Origin of the sequence: Arthrobacter sp. ISL-48, assembly GCF_018613805.1 — a bacterium.
Taxonomy (GTDB): Bacteria; Actinomycetota; Actinomycetes; order Actinomycetales; family Micrococcaceae; genus Arthrobacter.
Map to the genome: position 1 here is coordinate 914667 of NZ_JAGGPL010000003.1, position 17248 is coordinate 931914.

General features: G+C 60.8%; 18 protein-coding genes. 15 read left to right on the plus strand and 3 right to left on the minus strand.

Going from position 1 to position 17248, the window contains the following annotated elements; genetic code table 11:
- Nucleotides 1–17 precede the first annotated feature (17 nt).
- The 14 genes from J7E83_RS08040 to J7E83_RS08105 all read left to right on the plus strand — a co-directional run bounded on the left by J7E83_RS08040 (nt 18) and on the right by J7E83_RS08105 (nt 13130).
- A complete protein-coding gene (locus J7E83_RS08040; RefSeq protein ID WP_214960667.1) occupies nt 18–704 on the plus strand; it encodes an RcpC/CpaB family pilus assembly protein in 687 nt (228 codons plus the stop codon).
- A complete protein-coding gene (locus tag J7E83_RS08045; RefSeq protein WP_214960669.1) occupies nt 701–1906 on the plus strand; it encodes an AAA family ATPase in 1206 nt (401 codons plus the stop codon). Before J7E83_RS08040 ends, J7E83_RS08045 begins: the two co-directional genes overlap by 4 nt.
- Nucleotides 1903–3387, plus strand: coding sequence for a CpaF family protein (locus J7E83_RS08050; RefSeq protein WP_311379606.1), 1485 nt, complete (start codon nt 1903–1905; stop codon nt 3385–3387). The genes J7E83_RS08045 and J7E83_RS08050 overlap by 4 nt, the downstream gene beginning before the upstream one ends.
- A 2-nt stretch (nt 3388–3389) precedes the next feature.
- Entirely contained in the window at nt 3390–4340 is a 951-nt protein-coding gene (locus tag J7E83_RS08055; protein ID WP_214960673.1) for a type II secretion system F family protein, read from the plus strand.
- 12 nt (nt 4341–4352) lie between these two features.
- A complete protein-coding gene (locus tag J7E83_RS08060; RefSeq protein WP_214960675.1) occupies nt 4353–5228 on the plus strand; it encodes a type II secretion system F family protein in 876 nt (291 codons plus the stop codon).
- A 289-nt stretch (nt 5229–5517) separates the two neighbouring features.
- Complete coding sequence (locus J7E83_RS08065) at nt 5518–5727, plus strand: Flp family type IVb pilin (protein WP_214960677.1); 210 nt, start codon at nt 5518–5520, stop codon at nt 5725–5727.
- A 120-nt stretch (nt 5728–5847) separates the two neighbouring features.
- A complete protein-coding gene (locus tag J7E83_RS08070) occupies nt 5848–6237 on the plus strand; it encodes a TadE/TadG family type IV pilus assembly protein (RefSeq protein ID WP_214960679.1) in 390 nt (129 codons plus the stop codon).
- Entirely contained in the window at nt 6225–7196 is a 972-nt protein-coding gene (locus J7E83_RS08075) for a pilus assembly protein TadG-related protein (protein ID WP_214960681.1), read from the plus strand. Before J7E83_RS08070 ends, J7E83_RS08075 begins: the two co-directional genes overlap by 13 nt.
- A 27-nt stretch (nt 7197–7223) precedes the next feature.
- Nucleotides 7224–7991, plus strand: coding sequence for an RcpC/CpaB family pilus assembly protein (locus J7E83_RS08080; protein WP_214960683.1), 768 nt, complete (start codon nt 7224–7226; stop codon nt 7989–7991).
- Nucleotides 7988–9181: an AAA family ATPase gene (locus J7E83_RS08085; RefSeq protein ID WP_214960685.1), complete on the plus strand. Its 1194-nt coding sequence runs from the start codon at nt 7988–7990 to the stop codon at nt 9179–9181. The genes J7E83_RS08080 and J7E83_RS08085 overlap by 4 nt, the downstream gene beginning before the upstream one ends.
- A 171-nt stretch (nt 9182–9352) precedes the next feature.
- Complete coding sequence (locus J7E83_RS08090) at nt 9353–10708, plus strand: CpaF family protein (RefSeq protein ID WP_396020523.1); 1356 nt, start codon at nt 9353–9355, stop codon at nt 10706–10708.
- A gap of 10 nt (nt 10709–10718) precedes the next feature.
- Nucleotides 10719–11648, plus strand: coding sequence for a type II secretion system F family protein (locus J7E83_RS08095; RefSeq protein ID WP_214960689.1), 930 nt, complete (start codon nt 10719–10721; stop codon nt 11646–11648).
- Nucleotides 11649–11655: 7 nt separating this feature from the next.
- A complete protein-coding gene (locus J7E83_RS08100) occupies nt 11656–12540 on the plus strand; it encodes a type II secretion system F family protein (protein WP_214960691.1) in 885 nt (294 codons plus the stop codon).
- An 89-nt stretch (nt 12541–12629) separates the two neighbouring features.
- A complete protein-coding gene (locus J7E83_RS08105; protein WP_251043489.1) occupies nt 12630–13130 on the plus strand; it encodes an Hpt domain-containing protein in 501 nt (166 codons plus the stop codon).
- Between the two features lie 12 nt (nt 13131–13142).
- Here the strand turns inward: J7E83_RS08105 and J7E83_RS08110 are convergent, their stop codons facing one another.
- Nucleotides 13143–13931 (minus strand): response regulator transcription factor, encoded by a 789-nt coding sequence (locus J7E83_RS08110; protein WP_214960692.1) that lies wholly within the window; start codon nt 13929–13931, stop codon nt 13143–13145.
- A gap of 407 nt (nt 13932–14338) precedes the next feature.
- On the opposite strand from J7E83_RS08110, the gene J7E83_RS08115 reads away from it, so the two are divergent.
- A complete protein-coding gene (locus tag J7E83_RS08115; RefSeq protein ID WP_251043490.1) occupies nt 14339–15898 on the plus strand; it encodes a cell wall metabolism sensor histidine kinase WalK in 1560 nt (519 codons plus the stop codon).
- Between the two features lie 8 nt (nt 15899–15906).
- On the opposite strand, the gene J7E83_RS08120 is transcribed toward J7E83_RS08115, so the two are convergent.
- Nucleotides 15907–16200: a DUF4287 domain-containing protein gene (locus tag J7E83_RS08120; protein WP_214960694.1), complete on the minus strand. Its 294-nt coding sequence runs from the start codon at nt 16198–16200 to the stop codon at nt 15907–15909.
- A gap of 131 nt (nt 16201–16331) precedes the next feature.
- Nucleotides 16332–17174 (minus strand): tRNA pseudouridine(38-40) synthase TruA, encoded by an 843-nt coding sequence (locus tag J7E83_RS08125; protein WP_214960696.1) that lies wholly within the window; start codon nt 17172–17174, stop codon nt 16332–16334.
- Nucleotides 17175–17248 lie beyond the last annotated feature (74 nt).

Sequence of the window (17248 nt, forward strand, 5' to 3'; positions counted from 1 at the left end):
ATGCGGATCAAAGGGCCATGGCAGGTACGGAGACATCAGAGGTCCTCGTAGTGCAAAAGGCCATTCCCGCCGGGACTCCGGTCAGCGGATTCACTGATTCCGTCGCCAAGAAGCCCATCCAGAAATCAACCCTCACTGAGGGCACAGTCAGCAACCTGGCCGATCTGGGTTCGAAAGTTACTGCTGTCGCGCTGGTTCCGGGCGAGCAACTCCTTTCCAGCAGGATGGTGGACGCGGATTCGTTCCTGGGGCCCTCACGGGTCGCGGTCCCAAGCGGTATGCAGGAGATTTCGATAAAACTGCCCATCGATCGGGTCGTTGGCGGAAAGATCAATGCTGGCGACACCGTGGGGGTCTTTATCTCGCTGCAAGAATCCTCTACCAGCGGAGCAGTAGACGTTGCAACAAAAGCTCAAGGTACACAACTTACGTTCCACAAAGTCCTGGTCACGGCCGCCCAATTCAGCAACGGCACCCCAGCACAGCCCGACGCTGCCCAGCAAGGGCAAGCTCAGGCCTCACTCAATTCCAGCAATAGCAACCAAAATGACGGCACCTACCTGGTCACAGTCGCCCGAAACTCAGTCGACGCCGAGCGGCTGGTGTACGGAATCGAATTCGGCAAAATCTACCTATCCAAGGAACCGGCCGAAGCAACCGAAGGAACTGCCGGCGTTGTAGACAAGACGAGGGTGTTCCGATGAGCCGCTTTGTTCTAATCACACCGAACTCCGATTTTGAACGCCGTGTCCGGATGGCCACCGCCGGCATGCCGGGGTCCCTCCACTACTTCCAAGCGGATTACCTTCCGGCTGGCCCCGAGGAGGTCCTGAAGCAACTCGTCGGGGAGCCTCCGGAAGTCTTCATCCTCGGTCCAGGACTGCCGGAAGATGATGCCCTGAAGTTTGCCGCTGTCATGGATCTCCAATACCCGGAAATAAGCATGATTCTGGTGGCCGGGGAATCTTCCGACATCGCCATCCATGCAATGCGGGCAGGTGTAAGGGATCTCCTTGATCCCTCGGCGGAAGCGGACCACATCCGCATCATCGTGGAACGGGCTAGCCTGGCGGCAGCGGGCCGTCGCCGCGGCCTGGCGCCGAGCAGCTCTGAGCACCATGAGCACGCCGACGGCGGTCGTATCATCGCAGTCATTTCCCCCAAGGGCGGCGTGGGCAAGACCACTGTGGCGACCAACATCGCTATCGGCCTGGGTCAGTTCTCCCCTATGGGCGTAGTCATCGTGGATCTCGATCTACAGTTTGGCGATGTTGCAAGTGGCCTCATGCTGGATCCTGAACACACCATCACGGATGCCGTGGTGGGCGCAGCAAGCCAGGATTCCATGGTCCTCAAGACCTACCTCAGTGTGCACCCGGCAGGAATCTATGCCCTGTGCGCTCCACGGAACCCGGTGGAAATGGACAGGATCAGCGGCGAGAACATCACACACCTGCTGAACCAGCTTAAGCAGGAGTTCCAGTACATCGTCGTTGACACAGCACCGGGTCTCGGCGAGCACGTTCTGGCAACGTTGGACCTGGCTTCTGACGCGGTCTGGATCTGCGGTATGGATATCCCCAGCATCCGGGGCCTTCGCACAGGAAGCCAGATCCTAGCCGAACTGAACCTGCTGCCGGAGCGCCGTCACGTGGTGCTCAATATGGCTGACCGACGGAGCGGCCTCACCCTGCAGGACGTCGAAGCCACGATCGGAGCGCCAGTCGACGTCGTGTTGCCTCGGTCACGCAACCTTCCGTTTGCCACCAATAAGGGCGTACCTGTCCTTCAGGAGGGCAGTCGGGACCCGGCCGCCAAAGGACTTCGGCAGCTAGTAGACCGTTTCAAACCCAATTGGGAAGCCAGACCACATAAGAAATTGCACCGAAGGGCGGTAGTACAGTGAATCTCTCTCGCAGGCTCGATCAAGTGCGCGGCACGGACTCACCGCCGCCCCTCACCGAGGTCGTGCCACAAAATCCATTCACGGCATCGAGTGCCCCGTCCGAGCCGGCGACCCTTGGGCGGATCCACGAAGCCAAGGCGGCCGAGAGCGCCAGTGCCGCGGACCTCGTGGTACTGACCCAGACGGCTGCAGCATCCAGTGGTGCCCTAGGTGCCCTTAAGGAGCGTGCCAGCCAGGCACTCTATGAACGCCTTGGCGCGCGCATCACCGATTCCTCCCTTGAAGAGGCGGAGCTGCATCAATACGTCAAGGACGAACTCAAGATCGTGGTCGACGAGGAGCAGGTGCCGCTCACCACGTCCGAGCGTCAGCGGCTGATCCGCGAGATCATCGACGACGTCCTGGGCCACGGACCCATCCAGCGTTTTCTCGATGATCCGACAGTCACCGAAGTTATGGTCAACCGCTTCGACCAGGTGTACGTGGAACGCGATGGCATGCTCTTCATGACCGACACCAAGTTCGCTTCTGACGACGCATTGCGTCGCGTCATCGAGAGGATCGTTTCGAAAGTCGGACGACGGATTGATGAATCGTCGCCGCTGGTGGACGCCCGCCTAGCCGACGGGTCCCGCGTCAACGCCATTATTCCCCCGCTGGCCGTCAACGGGCCTGCCCTCACCATCCGGAAGTTCGGACGGGAGGCATTGACTGTGCAGAAATTGATTGCGTACGGCAGCCTGTCCCCGGATATGGCCGAACTACTTCACGCCTGCGTGCTGGCCCGGATGAACATCATCGTCTCGGGCGGCACAGGTACAGGAAAAACCACTCTCCTCAATGCGCTCTCTTCCTTTATCCCGGACTCTGACCGCATCGTGACGATCGAAGACGCCGTTGAGCTCCAACTGCAGCAGGACCATGTCGTCAGGCTCGAGAGCCGGCCGCCGAATATCGAAGGCAAGGGCGAAGTCGCTATCCGCGACCTCGTCCGGAACTCCCTCCGCATGCGTCCTGACCGCATCGTCGTCGGCGAGGTACGCGGCGGAGAATGTCTTGACATGCTCCAGGCGATGAATACCGGCCACGACGGATCACTGTCTACCGTCCACGCCAACTCCCCCAGGGACGCAATCGCCCGCCTGGAAACGCTTGTACTTATGGCCGGTATGGACATTCCACTCCGGGCCGTGCGGGAGCAGGTGGCCTCGGCCGTGAACCTCATCGTCCATATCTCCAGGCTCAGGGACGGTACCCGCCGCGTCACCCACATCACGGAAGTCCAAGGGATGGAAGGTGACATCGTCACCCTGCAGGATGCGTTCGTCTTCGATTACTCGGCGGGTGTGGACGCCAACGGGCGCTTCCTTGGTAAGCCGATACCCACCGGAGTGAGGCCTCGGTTCACCGACAGGTTTGTCGAGCTGGGTATCAAGATCTCACCCCATGTGTTCGGGGCCCAGCCAGTCAGGGGGCGGTAGCAATGCCCACCGACGTGCCTGCCAGCATACTGGTCATTGGACTGTTCCTGGTCTACCTTTCCGTTGGCCTTTTGCTCGGAGTGGTCTTCAAGGGCAAGGCGGGTGTCCCACTCTCACGGCGGCGCCCTGATTCCATCCACTATTCCTCCGGCCTGACCAGACTGACAGACCAAGCAGTGGGCGCGCTGAATAGGGGTATCAAGAAAAGGCCAACAAGCTTCCTCAGCCGTGTAAAGCTTGAACAGGCGGGTCTCAACAAAGAGCCAGGCGACTATCTCCTGATCGCCGGGGCAGCAACCTTGGTGGCGGCCGTGACGGGCTTCTTCCTGGGTGGCCTTGGGATCAGTATCCTGTTCTTACTGCTGGCCCCCTTCGTGCTCTACCTTGCACTGAACAAGCTTATTGCGCGGCGCCGCCGGAAGTTCGACGAGCAAGTCCCGGACACCCTCCAGATGTTTTCGGGTGGCCTCCGGGCCGGTCACAGCCTTCTGCGGGCAATAGACGCGGCGGCCCAGGAAAACGAGGCGCCCATGGCCGAGGAGTTGAGCCGAATACTCAATGAGACCAGGATCGGCCGCGACTTGGGGGAGTCCTTGGCGGATGTCTCCCTCAGGACTGCCAGCGAGGACTTTTACTGGATTGCTCAGGCCATCGAGATTCACCGCGAGGTGGGCGGAGACCTTGCTGAAGTCCTGGATCATGTGGGTGAAACCATAAGGGATAGAAACCAGGTTCGCGGCCAGGTGCGTGCCCTGAGCGCAGAGGGCAGAATATCGGCTCTGGTCCTGATGGCGCTGCCGATCCTCATGTTCATCGGTTTGGTGCTCTTCAACCCCCTCTACGCCAAGGTCTTCACGACTACTGTCGCCGGCTTTGCCATGCTGGGTGCAGCCGCGGTTCTTATGTCCGTGGGTGGGCTTTGGCTCAGCCGAATCATCAAGCCCAAATACTAGGAGGTGGAAGAGATGCAACCCATCGCACTGGCAGCAATCCTGGCCATCATAGTTCCGATTTCAGGCATGATTTGGCTGGCATTCACGAGCGACCGTGCAGGACTCCGCAACATACAAACCAACCTCGGCAGGCGGCAAAGCCAGGCCGGACAGTCATTAAGCGTCAATCAGCAGGTCGCCGCACTATCCCGCCGCCTCACACCGCACAGCTATGAGGCATGGCTGGACAAGCAGTTGGCGGGTGCGGGGAGGCCCAAGCAATGGCCACTGGCCCGAATCATCATGGTCAAACCAATGCTGGCGTTCGGGGGAGCCATCTTAGGCATCCTCATTTTCCTCCTTGCTCCGTCGGCGGGCCGGTTCATGCTTTGCCTGGGTATTGCGGCCCTTTGCTACTTCGTTCCCGACATCCTTATCCGGAACCGCGCGCAGAAACGCCGTGAGGAAATCAGGATGGAGCTTCCCAACGCGCTTGATCAGATGTTAATCTCCGTTCAGGCCGGCCTCGGATTCGAGACCGCAATGGGACGCGCAGGTGAGAACGGCCGTGGCCCGCTCGCGGACGAGCTGATCAGGACGTTGCAGGACATCCAGGTTGGCCGGTCACGGAAGGAGGCCTACCTTGCGCTCTCCGACCGGGTAGACGTCCCTGACGTGCGCAGCTTTATCCGGGCTGTTGTCCAGGCGGACGCCTACGGCATTGCAATCGCTGGTGTCCTGAAGATGCAAGCCAAGGATATGCGAATCAAGCGACGCCAGCGGGCGGAAGAACATGCGATGAAGATGCCGGTCAAGATGCTGTTTCCATTGATCTTCTTCATTTTGCCGACTCTATTCATCGTGTTGCTGGGGCCCGCCGTGCTCCAGATCATGGCCGCTTTCTCCTAGAAGAACCTCCCGCACTTCATCAGCACTCCTCCACCGCGCCGAACGGCGCCCCAAAGACCGGACCCCCTCGGCACCCAGAACCGAGGGGGTCCGCTTGCGTGTCCGCTAGTCCCGATTTCCAAGATTGAGCGCAGGATTCGCGAAGCGAAAGCGCAGGAAATCCGCAGGCGAGGAAGGTTTAGCACAGGATGCTGCAAGTTCCGGTCAACGCTCCGTCAAGCGTTGCTATTTTCTTTTCAGAGCCGGTGCAGGACCAGCTCCCTCCCCTCAACTCGCTCAGGAGTCTCAAATGCTTTCTCTCTACACCAACCTCGCAGTCCGCCTCCGCCTTGACGAAGAGGGCGCCACCGCCGTCGAATACGGCATCATGGTCGGCCTCATCGCCGTCGTGATTATCGTCGCCGTTACTCTCCTCGGAGGCACATTGCACGAGACCTTCATGGGCGTCTCTTGCAAGATCAGCGGCAAGACATGGACGGCCGGCGACGTCTGCAATTAGTAAGGGCACCGACTGTCACACCCAGATGTGTCCCGTACATCAACCATGCAAGCGGCGGCGGCGATCAGGCCGCCGCCACCCTGCTGTCGCGCACCATTGACCTGACGGAAGGCAGCACCCATGTCCAGGGCATCCGAACGCGGGGCCGTTGCGGTCGAGTTTGCGATTGTGGCTCCCGTCCTGGTCATGCTGCTGCTGGGCATCATGGAGTTTGGCCGCGCCTACAATGCCCAAGCTTCGCTTTCGGCCGCAGCCCGTGAAGCTGTTCGGGTTATGGCTATCACAGGCAAAACGGCAGACGCCACGAACATAGCTAAAAGCGCGGCCTCATCTTTGAGTCCCGGCTTGCAGGGGACAGATATGCATTTCGGTACACCGTGTCCAACAACGATTCCCCCCGGGACAAGCCCGCAGACCACCCTCACCATCACCTACAACCTGTCCACCATTACGGGAATTGCCGGCCCGTTCACCCTGACCGGCGCAGGAGCCATGCTATGCGTGGGCTAGGGAGCAATCGATTTAAGTACGACGGGGAGGGCGGCGCGGTAAGTGTGATTGTTGCCTTGATGCTGGTTGCCTTGCTTGGGTTTGGAGCCATAGCTGTGGACGCGGGCATGCTCTACTCGGAACGCACGCAGCTTCGAAACGGGGCCGACGCTGCAGCTCTGGCGATCGCTCAAACGTGCGCCAAGAGCGCCAGCGATCCGGACTGCTCCGTCAGCTCATCCTTGGCGGCAGGGTTCGCCAACGGCAACGCCAATGACGGCCTCAGCAACATCAAATCTACGGTGCTGGACAAGACCAACCGCACCGTGACCGTCACTGTTGGCGCCCAGGAATCCGGCCACACTCCCAATCAGGTGTCGCTCTTCTTCGCCCGCGTTTTTGGCCTGAAGACCACCGAGGTCAATGCGAGCTCCACCGTTAAGTGGGGCACGCCATCCAAGGGCCCGGTCATCCTCCCGCTCGCCATTGCCCACTGCAAATTGAATATTCTGCCGGGCGGTACGTCAGGCACCGAGCAGGTACTCGAGCAGACGGTGAACGGTTGCGTTGGGATGCCCGGCGGATTTGGATGGATCACCACAACGGGAACACAATGCACGATCACTATGACGGCAGGCCTCTCCAACATTCCAGGAATCTGGTTCGCCAGTGACCCCGGCGCCAGCGCGCCGACAGGGTGCTCTGCTGCAGACTTCACCCAGATGAACGATAAGACCGTTCTCCTGCCCTTGTATGACCTTGCTACGGGAGTTGGCTCCGCCGGCAAGTACTACGTCAAAGGATTCGCAGCATTTCACGTCACGGGCTACCACTTCGCGAGTAACAGCTGGTCCAGGGGCGGGACCGTCGCCAACAAAACGATCCGAGGCTATTTCGTAAAGTTCGTCTCCCTGTCCGAAGCCTTCGAACTCGGAACTGCCCCGGACTACGGTACGTCCGTTGTCCGTCTTGCCCCGTAGTCAAACCCATAGATTCAGGAGCAGTCAGTGAAGTCACGAATGTTGGCTGGAGTGGTGGCAGTGCTGCTGGCCCTCGTGGGTGCGGTCATCATCGTCACGTACGCCCAAGGCGCGGATCAGCGGGCGGTCAAGAATTTGGACCCGGTCGACGTTCTGGTGGTCAAAACTGCCGTACCGGCCGGAACCCCGGTGGAAGCCATGAAGGCATCAGTGGCCGTGGAGCAGTTGCCGGGCACCGCCGTCGGGAAGACCGCGCTCAAAACGCTTGACGATGCTACCGGCAAAGTGGCCGCCGTGGACCTGATCCCCGGTGAGCAGTTGGTGACCGAGCGACTTGTTGCACCCGAAGACCTCAAGACCTCAGGCTCGGTCAACGTGCCTGCAGGCCTCCAGGAAGTGTCCTTCCAGCTCGAGCCGCAGCGCGTCATCGGCGGCCGGTTGGAGGCCGGAGACCACGTTGGCGTCTTCATTTCCATGACTTCCGGCGGCCTTGAGTCCAAGCCCGGTGAAACCACGCAGCTTTCAATTCACAAAGTCCTGGTGACAGCAGTCCAGCGTGCCCCGGAAGGCGCAGCCGCCAAGCCGGCACCGTCCGCGAGCGCCGAAGCCGAGGCCGATCCGCGCGACGTCAATCTGCCGACGGGGTCGCTGATGATCACCGTGGCAGTCAACGACGTCAACGCGGACAAGGTTGTCTTCGCCTCCGAGTTCGCCAGTATCTGGCTGAGCAAGGAACCACTGGACGCGCAGGACAGCGGACCCAAAATCATGCAGAAGCAGGATCTTTACAAATGAGCCGCTTCGTCCTTATCACGCCCGACGCCGACTTTGACGGCCGTCTTCGCCAGGCCGTTGCCGGCGGTCTTCAGGGCGGCGTGCAGACTTTCTTCACAGCGGTACTGCCAGCCAGCCCTCACGAGCTCTTTGCTTCGCTGGACCAGGAACAGCCAGAAATCCTCATCCTAGGCCCCGAAGTACCGGTGGAGGATGGGCTGCGGCTGGCGACAGTGCTGAATGTCCAGTTTCCGGAACTCAGCGTTATCCTGGTCGGCCATCCGGACCCCGAAGTCCTCCTTCACGCAATGAGGGCCGGCATTCGGGACATGCTCGCCCCCGAGTCTGATCCCGCTCAGATCCGTGTGCTGTTGCAGCGCACCATCCAGTCCTTCCCGAGACGCCCCGTTCAGTCACCTTCGCTGGCGGCCGAATCCAACAAGGGACTGCTTATAGGAGTCTTCTCGCCCAAGGGCGGGGTGGGAAAGACCACCATCGCCACGAACATCGCCATTGGACTCGGCAAGATCGCACCTATGGGGGTAGTGATCGTGGACCTCGACCTGCAATTTGGCGACGTAGCGTCCGGGCTTTACCTCAACCCGGAGCACACAGTCACAGACGCTGTCTCCCCTGCCGCAAGCCAGGACTCCCTGGTCCTGAAGGCTTTCCTCACTGTCCACCCGGGCGGCATTTACGCACTGTGCGCTCCGCTTAGCCCGATCGACGCCGACGACATCACCCCGGATCAGGTCAGCCGCCTGCTCGAACAACTCTCAGTGCAATTCCAGTACGTTGTGGTGGACACGGCTCCCGGCCTGCCCGAGATCGGCCTCGCAGCCATGGAGCGCTGCACCGATGTGGTCTGGGTCAGCGCGATGGACATTCCAAGCGTCCGGGGCCTGCGTTCGGGCCTGGACATCCTCCGGCGCCTGGACATCCTCCCCGAAACCCGGCACGTGGTCCTGAACATGGCTGAATCCAAGTCCGGACTGACAGTCCAGGACATCGAGTCGACTATCGGCGCGCCTGTGGACGTGAGCATCCCGCGTTCCCGTGCCGTTGCGTTCTCCACGAACCGAGGCATCCCTGTCCTGCAGGAGCCGGTCAGGGACCCGGCGGTCAAAGGATTCAACCAGCTAGTAAACCGGTTCAACCCCGCCTGGAGGGCCAGGGCTCAAAAGAAACTTCACCGAAGGGTGGTTGTCTAAATGAAACTTTCAGAGCGCATCATGGCCGCCGAATCACGAACCCTGCCGGGAAACCATCCCGCTCCCGTGACGCCCCCGTTCCCCACCGATAGCAGGCGGACAGATGTCCGGAGGAGTGAGTCCCGGATGGCAGGACTCCAGACCCCTGCCCAGCGGCCGGCGTCGAACGGCATGGTTCCGGCGGCCGACATCGTCGTAGCCGAGCCGTCTGAGGAGGCCCGGCCGAAAGCCCAGCAGCCCGTGGACGCCTTTGCCGCAATGAAGGAGCGCGCCGCCACAGCCTTGTTCGAACGGATGGGAGCCCGCTTCAGCGACTCCGCGATCACCGAACACGAGCTCAGGACTTCTGCCCGCGAGGAACTTACACGCATCATCGATACGGAACAGGTGCCATTGTCTGCCGAGGAGCGGACGCGTCTGGTGCAGGATATCGCAGACGACGTGCTCGGTTACGGCCCATTGCAGCGTCTGCTAGACGATCCTGCGGTGACCGAGATCATGGTGAACCGCATGGACCAGATCTACGTAGAGCGCAAGGGACAGCTCACCCTTACCGATTCCCGTTTCAGCTCGGAGGAGCACCTGCGGAAGGTCATCGAACGCATTGTGTCGAAAGTGGGCCGCCGTATTGATGAGTCCTCTCCCCTGGTGGATGCCCGTCTGGAAGACGGCTCCCGGGTCAATGCCGTGATTCCGCCACTAGCCGTGGGTGGCTCTTCGCTCACCATCCGAAAGTTCAGCAAGGTGCCGCTGACCGTGCGCAACCTCATTGACTTCGGGACGCTGACTCCGGAAATGGCCGAACTCCTCAATGCCTGCGTCAAGGCCAAGCTCAATATCATCGTCTCGGGCGGTACCGGAACGGGAAAGACCACTCTGCTGAATGTGCTCTCATCCTTCCTTCCGGCCAATGAGCGCATTGTCACGATTGAAGACGCTGTAGAACTCCAGATCCAGCAGGAGCATGTGGTGAGGCTGGAAAGCCGCCCTCCCAACACAGAGGGCAAGGGCGAGGTGACCATCAGGGAGCTCCTCAGAAATTCGCTCCGTATGCGCCCCGACCGGATCGTTGTTGGAGAAGTCCGTGGCGGTGAGTCACTGGACATGCTCCAAGCCATGAACACCGGCCATGACGGGTCACTTTCCACCGTGCACTCCAACTCGCCGCGCGACGCCGTGGCCCGCCTTGAGACCCTGGTACTCATGGCGGGGATGGACCTGCCGCTGCGGGCCATCCGCGAGCAAATTGCGTCCGCGGTGAACCTCATCATCCAAATCTCACGGTTGCGCGACGGCACCCGCCGGATTACCCACGTCACGGAAGTCCAGGGCATGGAAGGCGATATCGTCACACTCCAGGATGCGTTTGTTTTCGACTACTCCGCCGGCGTGGATCAGCACGGGCGGTTCCTCGGTCGGCCAGTGGCAACGGGTATCCGTCCCCGCTTTATCGACCGCTTCGAGGACCTGGGTATCCATGTTTCGCCCGGAGTCTTCGCCACCCCCACCGGTGCGGGAACAGGCTAGGAAGCCTGCCATGCTGACATTCGGAGCCCTCCTCCTTTTCCTGGCAGCCATCCTGCTGGGTGTGGCCCTGGTGATGCCACGGGCACCTCAGATTGCGGTGGACCGCCGGCGCCCATACGAGTCGGAACCGCCGTCGCACCTGACGCGCCTGACGGGATCCACGGTCCGGGCCGTCGACCGGTTCATCGATTCGGGGAATGCCCGCCTGTTTAGCCGTGATGCGCTGGAAAACGCAGGAGTCAGGCTCAGCCAGGCGGAGTTCATCGTCCTGGTCATCGCCGGTGCCGTCGTGGGTGCCCTTCTGGGGCTGGTCATCGGCCTCCCTGTCCTTTCTGTCTTTCTCGTTGTCCTTGCGCCGTTCGCCGGGCATCTGGTCCTGTCCTTCCTGTCGGGGAAGCGGCGGTCCAAGTTCGATCAGCAACTAGGCGATACCCTGCAGTTGCTGGCCGGAGGCCTACGCGCCGGCCACAGCATCCTGAGGGCCATTGAGGCAGCAGCTGCCGAATCGCAAAGCCCGACGTCGGAAGAGATGCGGCGCGTAATCACGGAAACCAGCCTCGGACGCGATCTGCTGGCCTCATTAACCAATACGTCTGAACGCATGAAGAGCGAGGATTTCGTCTGGATCGCCCAGGCCATCCAGATCAACCGCGAAGTCGGCGGCAACCTCGCTGACGTCCTTGACCAAGTCAACGAAACGATCCGCGAACGAGCCGAAATCAAGGGCCATATCAAGGCCCTTGCCGCAGAAGGGAAATTTTCCGCCTACATCCTGATCGCCATGCCGATCGGTATTGTGCTCATGCTTCTGGCCGTGAATCCCGGCTACATGGATGCGATGTTCACTGATCCGCTGGGCTGGATCATGATCGGCGCGTCCATGGTCATGATGACCATTGGCAGCCTCTGGATGCGCAAAATTATCGATCTGAAGTTCTGAGGCCGCCATGAATCCATTCGTCCTTTCCTCTCTCCTGCTAGTGTGCGTTCCGATCGGCTATCTTGCCTGGTCAGCCCTCTCTGTCGACCGCAAGGCCCGAACGGCGACCCTGGAAATCCTGAACCGTGGCGGGCGCCCGGTTGAAGTGGTCGACAAGAGACAGACAGGCCTCCTGGACAGCATCGGCTATCGACTGACTCCGCCAGCGTATGTCCGGAAACTGGACAAGCTGCTCTCGCTGGCCGGCCGTCCCGGAGGGTGGCCCCTGGGTCGGATCCTGGCAGCGAAGCCCGTCCTCGGCCTGGTGGGAGCTTCACTGGGCCTGCTCATCGCCACGAGCAGCCCTCAACCCATCCTCAAACTCGCTGGTATTTTCGTCCTCTTCCTCGGCTACTTCATCCCGGATCTGCTCCTGTACAGCAAAGGACTGGAACGCCAGAAAGTCATCCAGTTGGAACTGGCCAACACCTTGGACCAAATGCTCATCTCGGTAGAGGCCGGGCTGGGCTTCGAGGGCGCCATGGCCCGGGCGGGAGCGAACGGCAGGGGGCCTCTGGCCGAGGAACTGGTGCGGACGCTGCAGGACATGCACGTCGGGCGGAGCCGGCGGGAATCCTATCTGGCACTCGCCCAACGGACCAACCTCCCTGAACTCCGCAGCTTCGTTCAGGCCATTGTCCAGGCAGATACCTACGGCATAGCAATCAGCAGGGTCCTCAGGGTTCAGGCAAAGGTGATGCGCGTGAAGCGGCGCCAGCGAGCCGAGGAAAAGGCCATGAAGCTTCCCGTGATGATCCTTTTCCCTCTGCTGTTCTTCATTTTTCCTGTGCTCTTTATCGCGATTCTCGGGCCGGCGGTAATCCACGCCGTTGCATCGTTCAGCGCCCAATAAGAAAGAGCCGGTCCGCGAAATCCCGCAAGATTTCCACAGGATTTTCCTAAAGCTAACTTTTGAAAACAATTGGGAAGTACCCTTGAACAATGAGCATCCCACAGCCTGGCCCCAGCGGTGGAGGTGTCCCCGCGGACAACTCCCCAGCAGGGTCGCGTGCCAATGCGGATGGTGGAATGTTCCATGAGACAGATGAACTTATCCCCCTGGTTGATGCCAGCATTCTTCAGGACTTGGAGCAGGAGCTGAACGGATCAGAACTCGCTGTCCGTTTTGCCCAGGATTATGCCGCGTTATGGGAGTTGCGTTACACCCGGCTGGCAGCCGCGGTGCAGAGCCAGGACCGGGCAGCTGCCCTTGACGCGATCATCAGCTTGAAGATTACGTCCAAGATGATTGGTGGCCTTCGCCTGGCACGGCTGGCGGAGACTCTGGAGACCGTGATTCGCCAAGGCGATTTCGGCCGAGGCCAGGAACTTATGGAACGCGTTGCAGATCACGGCGACCGGACAGTCGAGGAGCTCCAGGTCAGCTACATTCATCCTGAGGAACGGCTAGGTAAGGAGCCGGACGCACCCCCGGGGTGCTAGCTGCACATGCTACTAGCCCTGGGGATCCGATTTTTGCGGCGCCAGCCGATATCCGACCCCCCGAACCGTCTGAAGCCAACGTGGGGACAACGGGTCCTCCTGAAGCTTTCGCCGGAGGTTACCGATGTGAACTTCCACCGCCCGCTCATCGGCGTCACTGATGTAGGTGTCATCGTCGTAGAACTCGCCGCGGACTGCACGGACCAGATCAGCCCTGGTAGAGACCGCGCCTCGGCCCTTCAGTAGTTGGTGCAAGAGATCAAATTCGCTTCGGGTGAGCTGCAGTTGTTCGCCGCGAACCACCACCGAACGGGTCCGGGAATCAAGCATGAGTCCGTTGTGCCGCAGCACGCCGGCATCCGCTGGCGGCGCGGGGAACCCGGCAGGTGCCGCCCACGCTGCAGGAACCTGCAGCTGTCGACTGACCTCATGACGGGGCCTGCGCATCATGGCCGCCAGCCTTGCCCGGAGCTCCCGGGGCCTAAACGGCTTCGCAATGTAGTCGTCGGCACCCGCATTCAGCGCTGAGAGCAGATCCGGCTCCTCGGTCCTCCCAGTCAACATCACCACGTAGGCATCACTGAAATAGCGGATCCGCCGGAGCACCTCAAACCCGTCAATGTCGGGAAGGCCTATGTCCAGAGTAACGACGTTTGCCTGCTTATCCCGTACAATCTCAACGCCTTCCCGCCCGCCCACCGCAGTGTGGACTTCAAAACCCGCCTGACTCAGCACACCCTCCAGGAGGTTGCGGATGTCGGCGTCATCTTCGATGACTACTGCTACTCCGAGATCGTTCATGTGGTACCCCTACGCCAGGTGAAAATGCCCCCATTAGCCCAGCGCCAATGCCATCTCCACTCCAACTGTCTCTACGCTACAAGCAAGGATGACAGATGACACGTGTTTTCTCCTTTGATCTGCCAAAGTTGTTATCTCCTTTGATCGGCCAAAGTCAATTATCATGACAGCAGGTGTACATTGGGGACCATGAGGGGGGAGCACTGTGCGCTTCATTACATTCATTAAATCGCTCGGTTATTGGCCGCGGACGGAATTCGGTTCACCTACGAAGCTGGGCCGCAGGCATGGCTGAGCGGCTGGTTGATCGGCTTTCTGCGCGTGGAATGGGCCAGTTTTTCGGGGGGCACAATCTTCGCGCCCAAGTGACGCTGTGCCAACTACCGCTGACGTTGATCGTTACTGCAATGGCCATAGCAACTCCCTTTGCATGGCCCACCCTGTTGGAAAGTCCCTTGTATATCGCCGGAATTGTCCTCCACGGTGTTTTGTTCGTGGCAGGCTTCCTCATCCCTTGGGATCGTTTCAGTCCGAGGTCCTACCTGGTCATCCCCTTGCTGGACCTGCTGGCCATAGGGCTTTCGCGCAATGGAGCCACGCCGCTTCTCGCGGGACTAACGACACTTGCGATCTTTCCGATCATCTGGCTCTCCGCATCAGGAATGCTGTCCCGTACCAGCATGGTTTTAAGTATTGCTGGGCCGCTTCTGATCATGATCCCATCGCTGTGGGGCAGGTTCCCTAACCTCACGCCTTCAGAAACTACTACCTTCGCCCTTTTCCCGCTCATGACGCTGGCAGTCTGCCTAGCAATACGTTTCGCGAGCGTGAACATGAGGACCCAGCAGCGGCAGTTGCAGAAAAAGGACGAGGAGTTGATCAGACTGTTGGCATCCAGCCGCGAACGGGAAAAGTTGCTGGCGACGGTCCTGGACGCCACCGACGTGGCGATTGCCGCCGTCGACCGTTCCGGGCACTACCTGGTGGCGAATAGCCGGCAGCGCATCTTCCGCCGGGCCACCGGAGCCGCGGACTCGACGCCCGGCAAAGGACACCAGCTCATTTTCGGGCAAGACAGGCAGACCCTCCTGCCGCCGGAGAAGAGACCTATCAGCAGGGCCATCGCCGGTGAGTCCTTCGCCGACTACCTCGTCTGGGCGGGCGAGGAACCCTCCCAGCGGGCGTTCTCCACCGCCGCACGTCCGCTGATCAGCGAGGACGGCCACCTGACCGGCGCCGTGGTGGTCTACAGCGACGTGACAGGCTGGGTGGAGGCGCTGGCCGCCAACGAGGAGCTCATTTCCAACGTCTCACACGAGTTTAAGACACCCCTGAACTCCATCCTGGGCAACGTGGACCTGGTGCTGGAAGACATTGCCTCCCTGTCCCCACTTTCCGCGCAGCGCCTTGAAGTGGTGCAGCGTAATTCTGAGAGGCTCCTGGCCCTGGTATCGGACCTGACTTTCTCGGCTTCGTCAGCACTCAAGGTTTATCCGAAGCAGACGGACCTGGCGAGCCTTGTCGCGACCAGCATCGGCTCTGCGCGGGCCCAGGCGGACCAGTCCGCCATCTCGTTCGTTGCGGATGTTCCTTCGCCGCTATGGGCCTACGCCGATCCGCTGAGGATCGGCCAGGCGCTGGACAACCTGGTCTCGAATGCCATCAAGTACTCCCCCGAGGGTGGCGTAGTGAGCATCAGTGCTCAGGGAACCGCTGACTGGATCCAGTTACGGGTAAAGGACACGGGGATGGGAATGAGCCCCGAAGATTCCGCAAGAGTCTTCAAAAGGTTCTTCCGCACTGAATCGGCCCGTGATGCAGCCATCACTGGCGCAGGCTTGGGGCTGTCCATCACCAAAACCATCATTGAACGCCACGGCGGCGACATCTCTTGTGAAAGCCGCCCCGGGGAGGGCACCACTTTCACCCTGACGCTGCCGGCAGAGGGGCCTCCCCCATCGTTTTAGGCAGACCCTTACGCGAGAGGCTTTGTGGCCTTGCCGTCGAGCCAGAGGACGTTCGACGAGTCGCTGTGCGTTCCCCCGGTTCCGACATGCTTGCGGTCAATTTTCGGGCCCTTTTTGATGACATGGACGAGCGCCATGGCGTGCCCACGGCCGAGCCCGTAGTCTTCCGTCAACCAATCAACAATGGTTCCGGCTTTGGTGGCCGGGTCATCAAAGCCCCGCTTCCGCGCCTGGTCAACAAGTTCTCTCGGGGTGAGACCTGTCTTGTCCTCAGCGGCGTCAAGATATGCCTGGAATGACATTGTGTACCTTTCAGTGTTCAGCCGGTCGTCTGTTCGCCTGGCTCCCGCCAAATGTCCGGCAGTGCCTGCAGCCTAACCCTTACACAAGGGCTGAATCATGTCAGGACAATGCACGCCGGGACACCATTGAACTACTCCCGTACCGCCCGCGTCAGCTCGGCCCGCGCCAGCATCTCGCCCTCGGAAGGGTAGGCCACTTCCTCAAGTACCAGCGGGTGCGGCGCGGCGAGGATGGACTTGGCGTCCCGCTTCTTCGCCAGGAGCCGCTCGTGGAGCCAGCCCGGCTCCTCAATGCCCTCGCCCACGTACAGGGCCGAGCCAACCAGTGCCCGGACCATGTTGTGGCAGAAGGCGTCTGCCTGGACAGTGGCCACAATGACGCCATCCTCCCCGCGTGCAAACTCAAAACGCTGGAGCTCCCGGATGGTGGTGGCCCCTTCCCGAGGCTTGCAGAAGGACAGGAAATTCTGCAGGCCCAGCAGGTGTGAGGCCCCTTCGTTGAGAAGATCCACGTCCAGCGGATTCTTGTGCCACAGCGTGAAATAGCGCTCCAACGGATCCCAGAGGGCGGGACCGTCGGCGATCCGATAGCTGTAACGCCGCCACAGCGCGGAGAACCTGGCATCAAACCCCTCCGGGGCCACACTGACGAGATGAACCTCGATAGCCCCCGTCAGGTCACCGAGCCCCCGGCTGAGGGCCCCGCGCAGCCTGCGCAGCAGCGCGGCGGCGGGATCCAGTTCCACTCCCCTGTTGAGCCCCAGCCACTCGACCTGCGTCAGGTCAAGGTGGACCACTTGGCCCCGTGCGTGCACACCGGCGTCTGTTCGCCCTGCCACGGTGACCCGGACGGGCCTGCGGACCAGCAGCTCCAATGCTGCCTCCAGGACGCCCTGGACCGTACGCCGTCCCGGCTGCAGGGCCCACCCGCTGAAAGGGCCGCCGTCGTACGACAAATCAAGCCGGATACGCAAAAACCCGCCACCCCCCTGTAACGGGGGCCGCGGGTTTTTGGTCGTTCATAGACTCAAGTCTATGCGAAGGAATC

Bases quoted from the DNA above. Each gene is read 5' to 3' on its own strand.
- J7E83_RS08040 (WP_214960667.1), top strand. From the start codon at position 18: ATGGCAGGTACGGAGACATCAGAGGTCCTCGTAGTGCAAAAGGCCATT.
- J7E83_RS08045 (WP_214960669.1), top strand. From the start codon at position 701: ATGAGCCGCTTTGTTCTAATCACACCGAACTCCGATTTTGAACGCCGT.
- J7E83_RS08055 (WP_214960673.1), top strand. From the start codon at position 3,390: ATGCCCACCGACGTGCCTGCCAGCATACTGGTCATTGGACTGTTCCTG.
- J7E83_RS08060 (WP_214960675.1), top strand. From the start codon at position 4,353: ATGCAACCCATCGCACTGGCAGCAATCCTGGCCATCATAGTTCCGATT.
- J7E83_RS08065 (WP_214960677.1), top strand. From the start codon at position 5,518: ATGCTTTCTCTCTACACCAACCTCGCAGTCCGCCTCCGCCTTGACGAA.
- J7E83_RS08070 (WP_214960679.1), top strand. From the start codon at position 5,848: ATGTCCAGGGCATCCGAACGCGGGGCCGTTGCGGTCGAGTTTGCGATT.
- J7E83_RS08075 (WP_214960681.1), top strand. From the start codon at position 6,225: ATGCGTGGGCTAGGGAGCAATCGATTTAAGTACGACGGGGAGGGCGGC.
- J7E83_RS08085 (WP_214960685.1), top strand. From the start codon at position 7,988: ATGAGCCGCTTCGTCCTTATCACGCCCGACGCCGACTTTGACGGCCGT.
- J7E83_RS08090 (WP_396020523.1), top strand. From the start codon at position 9,353: ATGGTTCCGGCGGCCGACATCGTCGTAGCCGAGCCGTCTGAGGAGGCC.
- J7E83_RS08095 (WP_214960689.1), top strand. From the start codon at position 10,719: ATGCTGACATTCGGAGCCCTCCTCCTTTTCCTGGCAGCCATCCTGCTG.
- J7E83_RS08100 (WP_214960691.1), top strand. From the start codon at position 11,656: ATGAATCCATTCGTCCTTTCCTCTCTCCTGCTAGTGTGCGTTCCGATC.
- J7E83_RS08105 (WP_251043489.1), top strand. From the start codon at position 12,630: ATGAGCATCCCACAGCCTGGCCCCAGCGGTGGAGGTGTCCCCGCGGAC.
- J7E83_RS08110 (WP_214960692.1), bottom strand. From the start codon at position 13,931: ATGAACGATCTCGGAGTAGCAGTAGTCATCGAAGATGACGCCGACATC.
- J7E83_RS08115 (WP_251043490.1), top strand. From the start codon at position 14,339: ATGGCCATAGCAACTCCCTTTGCATGGCCCACCCTGTTGGAAAGTCCC.
- J7E83_RS08120 (WP_214960694.1), bottom strand. From the start codon at position 16,200: ATGTCATTCCAGGCATATCTTGACGCCGCTGAGGACAAGACAGGTCTC.